Source organism: Pseudomonas sp. UBA2684 (assembly GCA_002354655.1).
Classification (GTDB): Bacteria; Pseudomonadota; Gammaproteobacteria; order Pseudomonadales; family Pseudomonadaceae; genus Aquipseudomonas.
Map to the genome: position 1 here is coordinate 7,994 of DELY01000032.1, position 14,842 is coordinate 22,835.

The 14,842-nt window shown below is 63.0% G+C and carries 15 protein-coding genes; 11 read left to right on the top strand and 4 right to left on the bottom strand.

The features are described from left to right. Window positions 1-33 precede the first annotated feature (33 nt). Window positions 34-429, bottom strand: coding sequence for a peptide-methionine (R)-S-oxide reductase MsrB (gene msrB / locus B3M58_RS10665; protein WP_296219002.1), 396 nt, complete (start codon window positions 427-429; stop codon window positions 34-36). Window positions 430-668: 239 nt separating this feature from the next. On the opposite strand from msrB, the gene B3M58_RS10670 reads away from it, so the two are divergent. From B3M58_RS10670 to htpX, 4 genes are all read left to right on the top strand, one after another. Continuing rightward, entirely contained in the window at window positions 669-1,880 is a 1,212-nt protein-coding gene (locus tag B3M58_RS10670) for a pyridoxal phosphate-dependent aminotransferase (RefSeq protein ID WP_296219004.1), read from the top strand. Between the two features lie 12 nt (window positions 1,881-1,892). Continuing rightward, on the top strand, window positions 1,893-2,636 hold the full coding sequence (locus tag B3M58_RS10675; RefSeq protein ID WP_296219005.1) for an SDR family NAD(P)-dependent oxidoreductase: 744 nt from the start codon (window positions 1,893-1,895) through the stop codon (window positions 2,634-2,636). A gap of 4 nt (window positions 2,637-2,640) precedes the next feature. After that, window positions 2,641-3,093: a hypothetical protein gene (locus tag B3M58_RS10680; protein ID WP_296219007.1), complete on the top strand. Its 453-nt coding sequence runs from the start codon at window positions 2,641-2,643 to the stop codon at window positions 3,091-3,093. A gap of 89 nt (window positions 3,094-3,182) precedes the next feature. Then, the gene (gene htpX, locus B3M58_RS10685; RefSeq protein WP_296219009.1) at window positions 3,183-4,055 is read left to right on the top strand and encodes a protease HtpX; all 873 of its coding nucleotides are present in this window, start codon (window positions 3,183-3,185) and stop codon (window positions 4,053-4,055) included. A 164-nt stretch (window positions 4,056-4,219) separates the two neighbouring features. On the opposite strand, the gene B3M58_RS10690 is transcribed toward htpX, so the two are convergent. Beyond that, window positions 4,220-4,879, bottom strand: a complete 660-nt coding sequence (locus tag B3M58_RS10690; RefSeq protein WP_296219011.1) for a thiopurine S-methyltransferase — start codon at window positions 4,877-4,879, stop codon at window positions 4,220-4,222. A gap of 74 nt (window positions 4,880-4,953) precedes the next feature. Between B3M58_RS10690 and B3M58_RS10695 the strand changes: the two genes are divergently transcribed. Further along, window positions 4,954-6,183, top strand: coding sequence for a transporter substrate-binding domain-containing protein (locus tag B3M58_RS10695; protein WP_296219013.1), 1,230 nt, complete (start codon window positions 4,954-4,956; stop codon window positions 6,181-6,183). A gap of 94 nt (window positions 6,184-6,277) precedes the next feature. Beyond that, entirely contained in the window at window positions 6,278-7,045 is a 768-nt protein-coding gene (locus B3M58_RS10700; RefSeq protein WP_296219015.1) for a DODA-type extradiol aromatic ring-opening family dioxygenase, read from the top strand. 63 nt (window positions 7,046-7,108) lie between these two features. Here B3M58_RS10700 and B3M58_RS10705 read toward each other — a convergent pair whose 3' ends face one another. After that, window positions 7,109-8,824 (bottom strand): DEAD/DEAH box helicase, encoded by a 1,716-nt coding sequence (locus B3M58_RS10705; protein ID WP_296219016.1) that lies wholly within the window; start codon window positions 8,822-8,824, stop codon window positions 7,109-7,111. 352 nt (window positions 8,825-9,176) lie between these two features. Between B3M58_RS10705 and B3M58_RS10710 the strand changes: the two genes are divergently transcribed. Next, entirely contained in the window at window positions 9,177-9,968 is a 792-nt protein-coding gene (locus tag B3M58_RS10710; RefSeq protein ID WP_296219017.1) for a crotonase/enoyl-CoA hydratase family protein, read from the top strand. A gap of 102 nt (window positions 9,969-10,070) precedes the next feature. Here B3M58_RS10710 and B3M58_RS10715 read toward each other — a convergent pair whose 3' ends face one another. Continuing rightward, a complete protein-coding gene (locus B3M58_RS10715; RefSeq protein ID WP_296219018.1) occupies window positions 10,071-10,844 on the bottom strand; it encodes a spermidine synthase in 774 nt (257 codons plus the stop codon). Window positions 10,845-11,010: 166 nt separating this feature from the next. On the opposite strand from B3M58_RS10715, the gene B3M58_RS10720 reads away from it, so the two are divergent. Genes B3M58_RS10720 through B3M58_RS10735 form a run of 4 tightly spaced genes read left to right on the top strand, consistent with a single transcriptional unit; the run spans window position 11,011 to window position 14,774 of the window. Next, the gene (locus B3M58_RS10720) at window positions 11,011-12,354 is read left to right on the top strand and encodes a flavin-containing monooxygenase (RefSeq protein WP_296219019.1); all 1,344 of its coding nucleotides are present in this window, start codon (window positions 11,011-11,013) and stop codon (window positions 12,352-12,354) included. Continuing rightward, a complete protein-coding gene (locus tag B3M58_RS10725; protein ID WP_296219021.1) occupies window positions 12,335-13,264 on the top strand; it encodes a bile acid:sodium symporter family protein in 930 nt (309 codons plus the stop codon). Before B3M58_RS10720 ends, B3M58_RS10725 begins: the two co-directional genes overlap by 20 nt. Continuing rightward, the gene (locus B3M58_RS10730) at window positions 13,261-14,043 is read left to right on the top strand and encodes an SDR family NAD(P)-dependent oxidoreductase (protein ID WP_296219023.1); all 783 of its coding nucleotides are present in this window, start codon (window positions 13,261-13,263) and stop codon (window positions 14,041-14,043) included. The genes B3M58_RS10725 and B3M58_RS10730 overlap by 4 nt, the downstream gene beginning before the upstream one ends. Then, on the top strand, window positions 14,043-14,774 hold the full coding sequence (locus B3M58_RS10735; RefSeq protein ID WP_296219024.1) for a sulfite exporter TauE/SafE family protein: 732 nt from the start codon (window positions 14,043-14,045) through the stop codon (window positions 14,772-14,774). The genes B3M58_RS10730 and B3M58_RS10735 overlap by 1 nt, the downstream gene beginning before the upstream one ends. Window positions 14,775-14,842 lie beyond the last annotated feature (68 nt).

Consider the following 14,842-nt stretch of genomic DNA (forward strand, 5'->3'; position numbering starts at 1 on the left):
TCGCGAATAAATTCGCTCTACAAAAGCCAAGCCCTACTCGCGCGGCACCAGCTTCAGCGACACCGAGTTGATGCAGTAACGCAAACCGGTCGGCACCGGGCCATCGGGAAATACGTGACCAAGGTGGGCATCGCACTTGGCACACTTCACTTCAATGCGGTGCATGCCATGGCTGAAGTCGTCCAGGCTGGCAATCGCCTCCTTGCTGACCGGCTGGAAATAGCTCGGCCAGCCGCTGCCGGAGTCGAACTTGGCATCCGAATCGAACAACGCCGTACCGCAGCAGGCGCAGTGGTAGATACCCGGGGTTTTGCTGTCGTGATATTCGCCGGTAAAGGCCCGCTCCGTGCCACCCAACCGGCAGACGTGAAACTGGCTATCCGAGAGCTCTTCGCGCCAGGATTCCAGGGGTTTTTCGAGCTTGTCCACAGGCAGTACTCCTCAATAGAAAAAATCGCCGGGAGCGATTTTTAACGTCGCGCAGCGATGGCCAGATAGTAGGGTGGCCGCCATGGATGGCAGACCATAAAAAAGCCCGATCAGTACCTTTGCCAAGATCAGGCTGCCACGTATGATTCGACCCCAGTCTGTCACCCGCGTTACAACCTGCCAAGGTTCGCCGGATCAGCTCATGGGGCGTGGCGTTTCTTCATTTCGGGATCACTTACATGCAGTTCAGTAAATCGAACAAGCTCGCCAACGTCTGCTACGACATTCGCGGGCCCGTGCTCAAGCACGCCAAACGCCTGGAAGAGGAAGGCCATCGCATCCTCAAGCTGAATATCGGCAACCCGGCGCCGTTCGGTTTCGAAGCGCCGGAGGAAATCCTCCAGGACGTAATCCGCAACCTGTCTACCGCCCAGGGCTACAGCGACTCCAAAGGTCTGTTCAGCGCGCGCAAGGCGGTGATGCAGTATTACCAGCAAAAGCAGGTGGAAGGCGTCGGCATCGAGGACATCTACCTGGGTAATGGCGTCTCCGAGCTGATCGTCATGGCCATGCAGGCGTTGCTCAACAACGGCGACGAAGTGCTGATCCCCGCACCGGACTACCCGCTGTGGACCGCCGCTGTAGCGCTGTCCGGCGGCAAACCGGTGCACTATCTGTGCGACGAGCAGGCCGGCTGGTTTCCCGATATTGCCGACATGCGCGCCAAGATCACCCCGAACACCAAGGCGCTGGTGCTGATCAACCCGAACAACCCGACCGGCGCGGTGTACTCGCGCGAGGTGTTGCTGGACATCGTCGAACTGGCGCGCCAGCACAACCTGGTGCTGTTCTCCGACGAGATCTACGACAAGATCCTTTACGACGGCGCCGAGCACATCTGCACCGCCTCGCTGGCTCCGGACGTGCTCTGCCTGACCTTCAACGGCCTGTCGAAATCCTACCGCGTAGCCGGTTTCCGTTCCGGCTGGGTGGCGATCTCCGGGCCGAAACACCGCGCGCAGAGTTATATCGAAGGCATCGACATCCTCGCCAATATGCGCCTGTGCGCCAACGTGCCGAGCCAGCATGCGATCCAGACCGCCCTCGGCGGCTATCAGAGCATCAACGATCTGGTGCTGCCCAACGGCCGCCTGCTGGAGCAGCGCAACCGTACCTGGGAACTGCTCAACGACATTCCCGGGGTCAGCTGCGTCAAACCGATGGGCGCGCTGTATGCATTCCCGAAGATCGACCCGAAAATCTGCCCGATCCACAACGATGAAAAATTCGTCCTCGACCTGCTGCTCTCGGAAAAACTGCTGATCGTCCAAGGTACGGCGTTCAACTGGCCATGGCCGGACCACTTCCGCGTGGTCACCCTGCCGCGGATCGACGATCTCGAGCAGGCAATCGGGCGCATCGGCAGCTTCCTCAAGACTTATCGCCAGTAACCGGAGATCGCCATGGACCAGGCCAAACGTTATCTGCTCACCGGCGCCAGTTCCGGCATTGGCGCCGCCCTGGCCCGCGAACTGGCTGGCAAAGGCTATGACCTGGCCCTCGCGGCGCGCCGCGAAGACCACCTGCACCTGCTGGCGGCCGAGCTGAAAGCACGCTTTGGCCGCAACATCGTCGTTTTGCCACTGGATGTCACCGACTATGCCGCCTGCCAGGATGCCGTGGGCCTGGCGGCAAACGCCCTGGGCGGTCTCGACGGAGTAATCGCCAACGCAGGTATCGCCCTCACCGGCAAAGCTGGTGGCGGCCACTTCGAGCGCGCCCGACTGACCCTGGAAACCAACCTGATCGGCGCGATTGCCTGCCTGGATGCCGCCGCTGCGCTGTTCCGTCAGCAAGGCCACGGTCACCTGGTCGCCGTTGCCTCGGTCGCCGGCAAACGCGGCCTGCCGCACACCGCCGCCTACTCGGCGAGCAAGGCCGGCTTGATCAGCTACATGGAATCCACACGCACCGAACTGCTCGGCAAAGGCATCGACACCAGCCTGATCCTGCCCGGCTTCATCGACACACCACTGAACCGCGAGATGGCCAGTCGCCCGTTTCTGATCGACGTCGAACGCGGCGCCGCGCTGATTGCCAAACACATCGACAAGCGCCACGTCAGCGCCTACGTACCGGGCTGGCCCTGGGCGGTTCTCGGACGCCTGCTGCCGCTGTTACCCACTTCGATAATTGCCAAGTTCTGACACCATGGATCTGCAGATCGACGATTTCTACAAAGATACGGCCGGCGCCCTGCTGCTGCTCTACCAAGCCTTCCCACGCAAAATGGCGCTGTATGTGGAAGACCTGATCGGCCGTGAAGAGCCGGACGAGTTCGGCCTGCCGAGCAAACGCCACCAGAGCTGCCTGGGCGCACTGCTGTGGCTGGCCGAAGAAGGCTATGTGCGCTTCGACTCGACGATTGCCTACGACGCCCTGGACCAAGCCGTGCTCACCGAGAAAGGCTTTCTGCGCCTGAGCCGCAGCGTGCCCCACGCCCTGAAGGAAGGCGAAGCACTGCCGCCCAGCGTGCGCCGCGTGCACGCTACCCTGGCGTTTCAACTGCGCGAAGCGCTGGCACACCAGCATGGCGAACGCCTCGCCCGCCTGACCCGTTTACTCTTCGAAAGCGCTCTAGCCGGGGCAAGCGACACAGTTTGAAATAGTCCCTCGGTTGAAGAGCCGGGGGCGCGCCCTTATATAGCCCGCATAACCAGCATGTCTTTTCCCGTGAGGAGTAGTTTCACACCATGATGCGCATTTTGCTGTTCCTGGCTACCAACTTGGCGGTGTTGATCATCGCCAGTATCACTCTCAAACTCTTGGGAGTAGACCGCTTCACCGGCCAGAACTATGGCAGCCTGCTGATTTTCTGTGCGGTGTTCGGTTTTGCCGGCTCGTTGATTTCGCTGTTCATCTCCAAATGGATGGCGAAGATGAGCACCGGCACCGAGATCATCAGCCAACCGCGCACCCGCCACGAACAATGGCTGCTGCAAACCGTTGAAGAATTGTCCCGCGAAGCCGGGATCAAGATGCCGGAAGTGGGCATCTTCCCGGCTTACGAATCCAACGCCTTCGCCACCGGCTGGAACAAGAACGACGCCCTGGTGGCGGTCAGCCAGGGCCTGCTGGAGCGCTTCTCGCCGGATGAGGTGCGCGCCGTACTGGCCCACGAAATCGGCCACGTGGCCAACGGCGACATGGTCACCCTGGCGCTGATCCAGGGCGTGGTGAACACCTTCGTAATGTTCTTCGCACGGATCTTCGGTAACTTCGTCGACAAGGTGATCCTGAAGAACGAAGGCGGCCACGGCATCGGTTATTTCGTCGCGACCATCTTCGCCGAACTGGTGCTGGGCATCCTCGCCAGCATCATCGTCATGTGGTTCTCGCGCAAACGCGAGTTCAAGGCCGACGAAGCCGGCGCACGCCTGGCCGGCACCGGCGCAATGATCGCCGCCCTGCAACGCCTGCGCGCAGAACAGGGCGTACCGGTGCAGATGCCCGACAGCCTGACCGCCTTTGGCATCAACGGCGGCCTGAAGAACGGCCTGGCAGGCCTGCTGATGACTCACCCGCCGCTGGAAGCGCGTATCGAAGCCCTGCGTCAGCGCGGCTAAGCCACCCAGTAGCAGCAAAAAGGCGACCTTCGGGTCGCCTTTTTTATGGGTTCTGTGCCCGTTAACTGTTGCGACGGCCCAGCGCCTTATGGGCGCGGCTTGAATCGCCAAGGAGCAGCGACTTTCGCGGATAAATCACCCAGGCGCCGTTAGCCGCCAGCGCGTTAAACCCGCGCCCCGAGTCGATACACCCGCTCATCCAGGCGCTGCAAGCCGCGCTGAAGAAACTTGTCGTTCTCACCCAACACCTCACGCGCCTCGAGCAACGCCAGTTGCCACTGCTCAGCGAACAACGACTGCACCTCGCGCTCGCTTACCGCGAATGGCGGCCCCTGCATCTGCGCTTGCTCGTAGTCGAGCGTCACCAGCAATCCCTGGCAATCCGGCGGCAGCACACGGCGCAGGTGCGCGGCATAGCGAACGCGCATCTCGGCAGGCAAGGCAATCAATGCGGCGCGGTCATAGAACACCCGGCAATCGCTCAACTGCTGCGCCGTCAGGGCGAAGAAGTCGCCGCAGTAGATCTCCAGCGATCCGCTGCGGTAGACCTTGAACGCTCCCTCCCGACTCATCTGCGCCTGCAGTTGATGCTCACGAAAGAAGTCCTCGATCGCCTTCTGCGCCACCTCGACGCCCAGCACGCGCCAGCCCTGCGCCGCCAGCCAGGCCAAATCCAGGCTTTTCCCGCACAACGGCACTAGCACCCGCGCCTCGCCGGGCACCCCCAACGCAGGCCAATGTCGTTGCAGATACGGGTTGACCTCCTGGGCATGGAAGCCGATTTCGTTGCGCGCCCACCGCGCCTGCCAAAACGTCGCGTGCATAGCCACTCCTGAAATTTCCACTGGGCAATCCTGACCTAAACTGCCCGCTATGCCTATTTCCCAGTGAGCCGCCCATGACCAGGATGACCCTTGCCACGCTGCTCCTCATCAGCAGCCTGTTCGCCCCTTGCCAGGCAGCGCAACTGGGCACCATCCGCCTCGACACCAGCCAGGAAGAGCCCTATCAAATCCTGCTCGACGGCCAGCTCAGCGGGCTGTCGATCGATGTGCTGGACTGTATTTTCCAGCGACTCGAACAGCCGCACAGCATCCAGCTGACCTCCTGGAAGCGCGCCAAACAAAATGTCAGCACGCATATTGCCGAAGGCTTTTTCAGCTCTGCACCCGATGCCGAAAGTGATGCCTTCGCCCAGCTCTCGGCACCGCTGCTGATCGAAAAATGGTACTGGTATGCCCTCGATGCCCAGGTTCTCAACCGGCCACCGTGGGACCCGCAACTGCGCATTGGCGGCGTGCTTGGCAGCAACACCCTGGCCTGGCTGGAAACCCGTGGTATCCACGTGCAGCAGAAGGTGCCCAAACTCGAACAACTGATCCAGCTGCTGCAACGCGGACGCATCGACCTGATCCTCGCCGATCAGAGCGCGATGGACAGCGCCAGTCGCGACCTCAACTTGCAACGCCAGCTGCAGCAGCGCTTCGTCCGCTACACTCCATTGGGCGTGTATTTTTCCCGCGCATTCCTCACCCAGCACCCGGGTTTCATCCAGGACTTCAACGAACAGGTGCAGAACTGTGCGCCTGCCAGTTCGCCGCTGATCGCCCTGGAGCAGCAATATCTCAAGCAACTGGTGCAGTTGCACCTGCGTCGCTGGGGCGGCCAGGAGGTATTGTTCAAGGCGCTGCGCGAAGCCGCTCGACAGCCGTTGAGCGAAGCAGCCATCAAGCGGCTCGACCAGCAATGGATGACTGAATACCTGCGCCGCCAGCAGCCTTTTATCGACAGCGTTCGCCAGCAGCCGGCCTCGGTTTTCCTGCAAGGCGTGCACCAGCAATATCAACCGCTGTTCAACGAACTGTTCCTCACCGATAGCCGTGGCGTGACCGCCGGCATGAGCCGTGCGACCAGCGATTACTGGCAGGGAGACGAAGCCAAATTCAACATCGCGCGCACACTGCCCGCCGAGCAACTGCTGATCGAATCCATCGCCTACGATGGCTCGACACAAAGCTTCCAGGCCCAGATCAGTGCCCCGCTGCACGACCCAGGTGACGGCAGCTTGCTCGGCGTGCTGACCTTCGGCGTCAATATCGAAGCGGCTTTTGGTGACAGCCAGCCTTAATCCATCGAAGCAAGCGATGAAATAGCCCAACTATCCCTGTTTGATTCTCCTGAATGGCTGATCGAATATCGTGTTCATTCGCCAGGAGTTGACCATGCTACCCAGCCTCTTTATCTCGCACGGCTCGCCGATGCTCGCCCTCGAACCCGGTGCCAGCGGCCCGGCCCTGGCGCGCCTGGCCGCCGAACTGCCGAAACCACGAGCCATTGTGCTGGTCTCCGCGCACTGGGAAAGCCGTGACCTACGCGTCGCCAGTGCGCCCCAGCCGGAGACCTGGCACGATTTCCGGGGTTTCCCGGCGGCGCTCTATGCCGTGCAATACCCCGCTTCCGGCCACCCACAATTGGCCAGCGAGGTGGCCGCACGCCTCAACAACGCCGGCTTGCCTGCGCAGCTCGACCCCGAGCGTCCGCTGGATCACGGTGCCTGGGTGCCGCTGTCACTGATGTACCCGCAAGCCGATATTCCGGTGGTGCAAGTGTCGCTACCCAGCCACCAGGGTCCAGCCCTGCAAAGCCAAGTCGGACGCGCCCTCGCCAGCCTGCGTGAGCAAGGCATATTGCTGATCGGCTCAGGCAGCATCACCCACAACCTGGGCGAACTGGATTGGCACGCGGGCCCCGAGGCGATCGAGCCCTGGGCGCAGGCGTTTCGCGACTGGATCGTCGCCAAGCTGACCAGCGACGATCAAGCCGCGCTGCATGACTACCGCCACCTGGCCCCCGCCGCCATCCGCAACCACCCCAGCGACGAACACCTGCTGCCGCTGTTCTTCGCCCGCGGCGCTGGCGGGCAGTTCAAGGTCGAACACAGCGGCTTCACCTACGGCGCACTGGGGATGGATATCTACAGCTTCACGTGAGCCCACGCAGATACAAAAAAGCCCCGCATCACGACGATGCGGGGCTTTTTTATACAGCGCGAATCAATCTTCGCGATAACGACGCAGCTTCAGTGGCTTGCCACCAACGCGGGTGTCTTTCAGCTTGGTCAGCAGACGCTCAAGGCCCTCTTCCGGCAGCTCGACCAGGCTGAAGCTCTCGCGCACCTGGATGCGACCGATGGCTTCACGCACCAGACCACCTTCATTGAGGATGGCACCCAGCAGGTTCTTCGCGGCGATACCGTCACGCGCGCCCAGCGCGGTACGGCAACGGGCACGGCCTTCGGCCAGCGGGACCGGCGCGCGACGCTCGCGACTGCCTTCGCGCTCGGAACGCTCACCACGTTCGCTGCGCTCGCTACGTTCACGCGGGCCGCTGCTGCTTGGCACCAGCGGCTGGTCGCGCTCGACTTCAGCCAGGGTCAGCGCTTGGCCATTGGTGGCCTTGCGCAGCAGGGCCGCGGCCAGGGCGCGCGGGCTGCAACCGATGTCGGCAGTCAGACGATCAAGCAGATCACCGTGGCTGGCTTCGGCATCGGCCACCAGCGGCGCCAGGCTGTTGGTGAGTTTCTTGATGCGCGCATCCAGCACTTGCTGAGCGTTCGGCAACTTGACCTCACCGACTTTCTGCCCCGTCACGCGCTCGATCACTTGCAGCATGCGACGCTCGCGCGGGGTCACCAGCAGCAAGGCGCGACCGGTACGCCCGGCACGGCCGGTACGCCCGATACGGTGCACATAGGATTCCGGATCGTAGGGCATGTCCACGTTCATCACGTGGGTGATACGCGGTACGTCGAGGCCACGAGCGGCCACGTCGGTGGCGATGACGATGTCCAGACGGCCATCTTTCAGCGACTCGATCACCCGCTCACGCTGGTTTTGCGCGATATCGCCGTTCAGCGCGGCAGCCTTGTAGCCCTTGGCTTCCAGCGCGGCGGCCAGATCCAGGGTGGCTTGCTTGGTACGCACGAAACCGATCAGCGCGTCGAATTCCTCGACTTCCAGCAGACGCAGTACGGCGGCGTGCTTCTGGTCGGCGTGGACCATCAGGTGCGCCTGCTCGATGGCAGTCACGGTCTGGGTTTTAGTTTCGATCTTGACGTGCTTGGGGTCGCGCAGGTGTTTTTCCGCGATGGCACGGATCGAATGCGGCAAGGTAGCCGAGAACAGCACACTCTGACGGCTTTCCGGCATGGCCTTGAAGATCACTTCGAGGTCGTCCATGAAGCCCAGCTTGAGCATCTCGTCCGCTTCGTCGAGGACCAGGTGCTGAATGGTCGACAGCACTTTCTCGTCGCGACGCAGGTGATCAACCAGACGACCTGGGGTGGCGACGACGATTTGTGCGCCATTACGGATGGCCTTGAGCTGCGGGCCCATCGGCGCGCCGCCGTATACGGCAATCACATTTACGCCCGGCATTTGCTTGGCGTAGGTTTCAAATGCGGTGGCGACCTGCAATGCCAGCTCACGGGTCGGCGCAAGGATCAGTGCTTGTGGCTGACGCTTGGTCGGATCGATACGGCTGAGGATTGGCAGAGCGAAAGCAGCGGTTTTACCGGTGCCGGTCTGTGCCTGGCCGATCATGTCGTGGCCGGCGAGGATCACTGGAATCGCTTGAATCTGAATAGCCGACGGCTCTTCATAGCCAGTAGCGATTACAGCAGCGAGAACATTGGGATGAAGTTCGAGTGCGGCGAAGCCGCCGATTTCCTGGGTCATGGGTCTGCCTCTAGTGCATCCGCAAAGACCCATGTTCCAAAGCTGCGCATGCCGTGTAAGACCCGAGAGTCACCCTGGCAGCCATGTCGGCGGGGATTTGCGAAAACGTGTGATAAATGAATCGTCAAGGATAGTCCGCAAAACGGACTAACTGCCAAAGTTAACCTTCGGGCGAGTTGTGCTACCTGAACGTGGCCAAGAATTGACCGGCGCGCACTATACCGGAAAACCTGGCCGATGTGCTGGTTTTCCCTGAATTAAACACCTGCACCGCTAAACGGTCATCCTCTGATAGCCTGCAACCACCCGCCCCGATTGACGTGGACAAGCCCGAGCGTGGGCACTATACCCTTCACGTCTTTTCTCCTGCGCAAGGACTTCTGCCATGACTCAAAGCACCAGCGGCCGCGTAAGCCGTGAGAAACGAGGCCAGATCATGTTGATCGGCCTGGACCGTGCCGCCAAACGCAATGCGTTCGACCTCGACCTGCTGAATGACCTGTGCCTGGCCTATGGCGAATACGAACGCGACAACGAGGCGCGCGTGGCGCTGGTCTTCGCCCATGGCGAACACTTCACCGCTGGGCTGGACCTGGCCAATGTCGCCGCCCATTTTGCCGCCGGCTGGCAGATCCCCGCGGGCGGTTGCGACCCCTGGGGCGTGTTCGGCGGGCCGCGGGTGAGCAAGCCGGTGATCGTCGCGGCCAAGGGCTACTGCTACACCATCGGCATCGAGCTGATGCTCGCCTCGGACATCAACCTGTGCGCCAGCAACACCCGCTTCGCGCAGATGGAAGTGCAGCGCGGTATTTTTCCATTCGGCGGCGCGACTCTGCGCATGCACCAGACCGCTGGCTGGGGCAACGCCATGCGCTGGTTACTCACCGGCGATGAGTTCGATGCCCACGAAGCCTATCGCCTGGGTTTGGTGCAAGGCGTGCTGGCCAGCGAAGAGTTGATGCCCAAAGCCCTGTGGATGGCCGAGCGCATCGCTGCCCAAGCACCGCTCGGCGTGCAAGCCACGCTGGCCTCGGCGCGCCAGGCCGTGCGTGACGGCGAAGCGGCCGCCGCCGCCAACTTGCACCCCACCGTGACCCGCCTGATGGCCAGCGCAGATGCCCAGGAAGGCGTACGCGCCATGCTCGAACGCCGCCCCGGCGAGTTTAAAGGCCGCTAAGGCCGTGGCGCAGAAATAACGATCAGGGGACGCGTGCGCGCTGGTTCGTGGCGCCGCCAACCCGGCAAGTGCTTTTATTCTGAGACGGCACACTACGCCGGTTCAACTGGCCGGGCGCAAGACTTCGATCAGCGATTGCAGGGAGTAACCCAGGCGCGGCGCCAACGCCGCACTGCGGCGGCGCAGCGCATCCAGATCGAGCGATTGATCGAGATCCGCCGGCACCAGCAACACCACGTTGCCCTCCTTCACCGGGCACTCCCAGTAATGCCGATGGTAGAGGCCACGCAGCAGCGCGGCGCCGAGCGGCTTGCCGTCGTTACCGGCCCATTGATTGATGATCAGCCAACCGCCTGGATTGAGCTGCTGACGACAACTTTCGAGAAAACGCCAGGCCAAATGGCCGACGCCAGGGCCATGGTCGGTGTACAGGTCGACGAAGATCAGGTCGGCGGTTTCCGCCGTCTCCAGCAGTTCCAGCGCATCGCCGATGCGGATGGTCAGGCGTGGATCGTCGTCCAGACCGAGAAACTGCATAGCCAGACGCGGCACATCGGCACGCAATTCGATGGTTTCAACATCGTCGAGCGTCAGGATCTTCAGGCATGCCTGGGTCAGATTGCCAGCGCCCAGGCCAAGAAACAGCGCGCTCTCCGGTGCTGGGTGGCATAACGCACCGAGGAACATGGCGCGGGTGTAGTCGTACTCCAACCAGCTCGGGTCGGCGGTGAACACGCAGCTTTGCTCGATCGAATCGCCGAATTCGAGGAAGCGGTAATCGCCGATCTCGACCACGCGGATCACACCAAACGCGTCCTGCACTTCAGCGAGCAAGACTTCTTCTTTCATCTCATCCACCGGGGGTAAACCTGGCATCCACCACTCTCCACCATGACATCCCCGACCACGCGACGCCCGGGAAAGGCGCCGATTGTCATTGAAGCGCAAGGCCTGGGTCACGCAATAATTTGCCTGCGCAAGATTCGCCCGGGCAACCTAACGCGCCACAACAAAAACAACAGGCATCTCGAGGTTTCAAACTATGTACGCCATCATCGGCGCGGGTCCCATGGGCCTGTGTACAGCACGGCAACTGCACAAGCATGGCATCGATTTCGTCGGTTTCGAGCTGCACAGCGATGTCGGCGGGCTGTGGGACATCGATAACCCGCACAGCACCATGTACGACTCGGCGCACCTGATTTCCTCCAAGGGCACCACCGAGTTCAGCGAGTTTCCGATGCGCGACGAAGTGGCGCCCTACCCGCACCACAGTGAGATGCGCCGGTATTTCCGCGACTACGCCACGCAGTTCGGCCTGTATCAACACTATCAATTCAACACCCGCGTGCTTGCCGTGCAGCGCCTGGAGAAAGGTTGGAAACTCACCAGCGAACACAACGGCGCACCACGCGAGTGGCTGTTCGATGGGGTATTGATTGCCAACGGCACCCTGCACACCCCCAATCGACCCAAGCTCCCCGGCACCTTCAGCGGTGAGTTGCTGCATTCCAGCGATTACCGCTCAGCGGCGAGTTTCGACGGCAAGCGCGTACTGATCGTCGGCTGCGGCAACTCCGCCTGCGACATCGCCGTGGATGCCGTGCACCGTGCCGCCTCGGTCGATCTGTCGACGCGCCGGGGTTATTACTTCCTGCCCAAGTTCACCCTCGGCCGGCCCACCGACACCCTGGGCGGCGCGATCAAATTGCCACGCCCGTTCAAGCAGTTTCTCGACGGCCTGCTGGTGCGCGCCCTGGTCGGCAAACCCTCGAACTACGGCCTGCCCGACCCGGATTACAAACTCTACGAATCACACCCGGTAATGAACTCCCTGGTGCTGCATTACCTGGGGCATGGCGATATCAAGGCGCGCCGCGACGTCGCCACGGTCGACGGCTTGCAGGTGACTTTCAGCGATGGCGAGCAGGCCGAGTACGACCTGATTCTGCAAGGCACCGGCTACAGGCTCGACTACCCGTTCATCGACCGCGCCCACCTCAACTGGCCGGCCAGCGCCGGCGCACCACAGCTGTACCTCAACGTGTTCCATCCCGAGTACGACGACCTGTTCATGATGGGCATGGTCGAAGCCTCGGGCCTCGGCTGGCAGGGCCGCGACGAGCAGGCCGAGCTGGTGGCGTTGTGCATTCGCCGGCAGCTCGACGGCCACCCTGCGGCCAAATGCTTCCGTGAGCACGTGCGCGCCCACGCCAGCCAGCGCCTGGACGGCGGCTATGCCTATCTGCAACTGGAGCGCATGGCCTACTACGTTCATAAAGACAGCTACCGCCGAGCCATCCGCCAACACCGCGCCGAGCTCACGCTGAAGCCCACTCCTGCCGCTGCGCCCAAGGAAAACCGCGATGCCAGCCGTCAATCTTGAGTTCTCGCCCAGCGCGATGATCGCCTTGAACGCAATCATCGCGCTGATGATGTTCGGCGTGTCGCTGGAACTGCGTGCCGACGACTTCAGCCGCATCCTGCGCGCGCCCAAGGCTCCGCTGATCGGCATGTTCGTGCAGTTTTTCCTGCTGCCGGCGTCCACCTGCCTGCTCACCACACTGCTGCCGATCGACCCGAGCCTGGCCCTCGGCCTGATCCTGGTCGCCACCTGCCCGAGCGGCACCTTCTCCAACATCATGACCTGGCTGGGCCGCGGCAATGTCGCGGTGTCGGCCAGTGTCACCGCCGTGTCGAGCCTCAGCGCCGGGCTGCTGACGCCGCTCAACTTCGCCCTCTACGCCGGACTCAACCCCAACACCCGCGCACTGCTGAGCGAAATCAGCATCGACCCGCTCGAGCTGTTGGCCATGGTCCTGCTGGTACTGGTGCTGCCGATGGTACTCGGCATGTGGCTGGGCAAGCGGCGCCCGCAGCTGGCGCAGACACTGGAAAAACCACTGCGCCACTTCTCTCTACTGGTGATGCTGGCCTTCGTCGGCGGCGCTCTGATGAAGAATCTCGAGCAATTCATCGAGCACTTCCATCTGTTCTTCTGGCTGGTGGTGGCCCTCAACAGCATGGCGCTGCTGCTCGGCTACCTGTGCGCACGCCTGTGGCGCCTGCCCGCGGCCGAAGTGCGCGCGGTGACCCTGGAGACCGGCATTCACAATTCCGGCCTCGGCATGGCGTTGATCTTCACCTTCTTCCCGCAGGCCGGCGGCATGCTGCTGATCGCCGCCTTCTGGGGCTGCTGGCAACTGCTTTCCGGGCTGGCCCTGGCGCTGTTCTGGTCGCGCCGCGTGCCCCAGGCCGAGACCCGCGCCGCCCTCGGCGAGGCGCCCTCGCAATGACCGTCACGCTGATTACCGGGGCCGCCAGCGGCCTCGGCTGGCAACTGGCGCGCGCCTGCCATGCACGCGGCGATCGGCTGCTGCTCAGCGACATCGACGCCGCGGGCCTGGCTGTCCGGGTCGCCACACTCGCCGATCCGCACGTCGTGGGCATCGCCGGCGACATCACCGAGCCGGCCCTACATGAGCGCCTGCTCAGCGCCTGTGAGGAACGCTTCGGCCGCCTCGACCTGCTGATCAACAACGCCGGCATCACCCACCGCTCGCCGACAACGCGCACCCAGCCGAGGGTCTTTCGCCAGGTCATGGCGGTGGATTACCACGCGCCGCTGGAGTTGACCCTCGGCGCCCTGCCGCTGCTGCGCCAGAGCCAGGGACAGATCGTCGCCATCGGCTCCATGGCCGGTTGGATGCCGGTGCTCGGCCGCGCCGGATACTGCGCGGCGAAAGCCGCCCTGGCGCAGGGCTTCGAAGTGCTGCGTGCCGAGGTGGCGGGCGATGGTATCGGCCTGCTGATGGTCTACCCGAGTTTTCTCGACACGCCCATCGAGCAACATGCCCTCGGCGGCGACGGCCAACCGGCGCGGCATGCGCGCTCGACGGTCGGCCAGGTACGCGGCGCCGACTGGATGGCCGCGCGCATCCTCCAGGCCCAGGAAAAGCGCCAGCAGCGGCTGTTCCCCGATCGCGGCAGTTGGTTGGCCAGCCTGCTCTGGCGCCTCGCCCCGGCCCTGTATTACCGGCAGATGAGCCGCCGCTTCGCCACGGAGCTGGGCTGATGGAATGGGCCTGGATCGCCCTCGGCGTTTTTATCCTGCTGGCGTACACCCTGGAAGCCATTACCGGCTTCGGCAGCATCGTCATCGCCCTGTCGCTCGGTGCCCTGCTGCTGCCGATTGAGCAGCTGCTGCCGATTCTGGTGGCGCTGAATATCTGCATGAGCGGCTACCTCAGCTGGCGCCACCGGCGGCTGATTGAACGGCGTCTGCTGCTGAACATGATCCTGCCGGGCATGCTGCTCGGCACCCTGCTCGGCTACGCGCTGCTGCCCTGGCTGGATGCCGGCTTGACCAAGCAACTGTTCGGCCTGCTCGTGCTGTGGTTCGCAGGCCGGGAACTGTGGCATCTGCGTCATGCGGTTGCGCGGCCACCGCGGCCGTTGTGGCTCACGCGCCTGATTACGCTCGGCGCCGGTATCAGTCACGGCCTGTTCGCCTCCGGCGGGCCATTGCTGGTGTACGCCCTGGCCGGCACCACGCTGGACAAGGCGCGCCTGCGCGCCACCCTGATCAGCGTCTGGTTCACCCTCAACAGCCTGCTGACCCTGGCGTTTCTCCTCGACGGCCGTCTGCTGCCGGCGCTGCCGCAGGTCGCCGCTTATGCGCCGTTGCTGCTGCTCGGCGTGTGGCTGGGCGAACGCCTGCATCGGCGGGTCAGCGAGCGGCATTTTCGTTTGGCGATCTACCTGTTACTGCTGGTCACCGGCGCCCTGCTGCTCTGGCCGCGCTAACCTGCAAGCATGCAGCGCCTCTATCGCGGCTATCGGCTTGAAGCGCCGGGCTGATCGGTTACCATGCC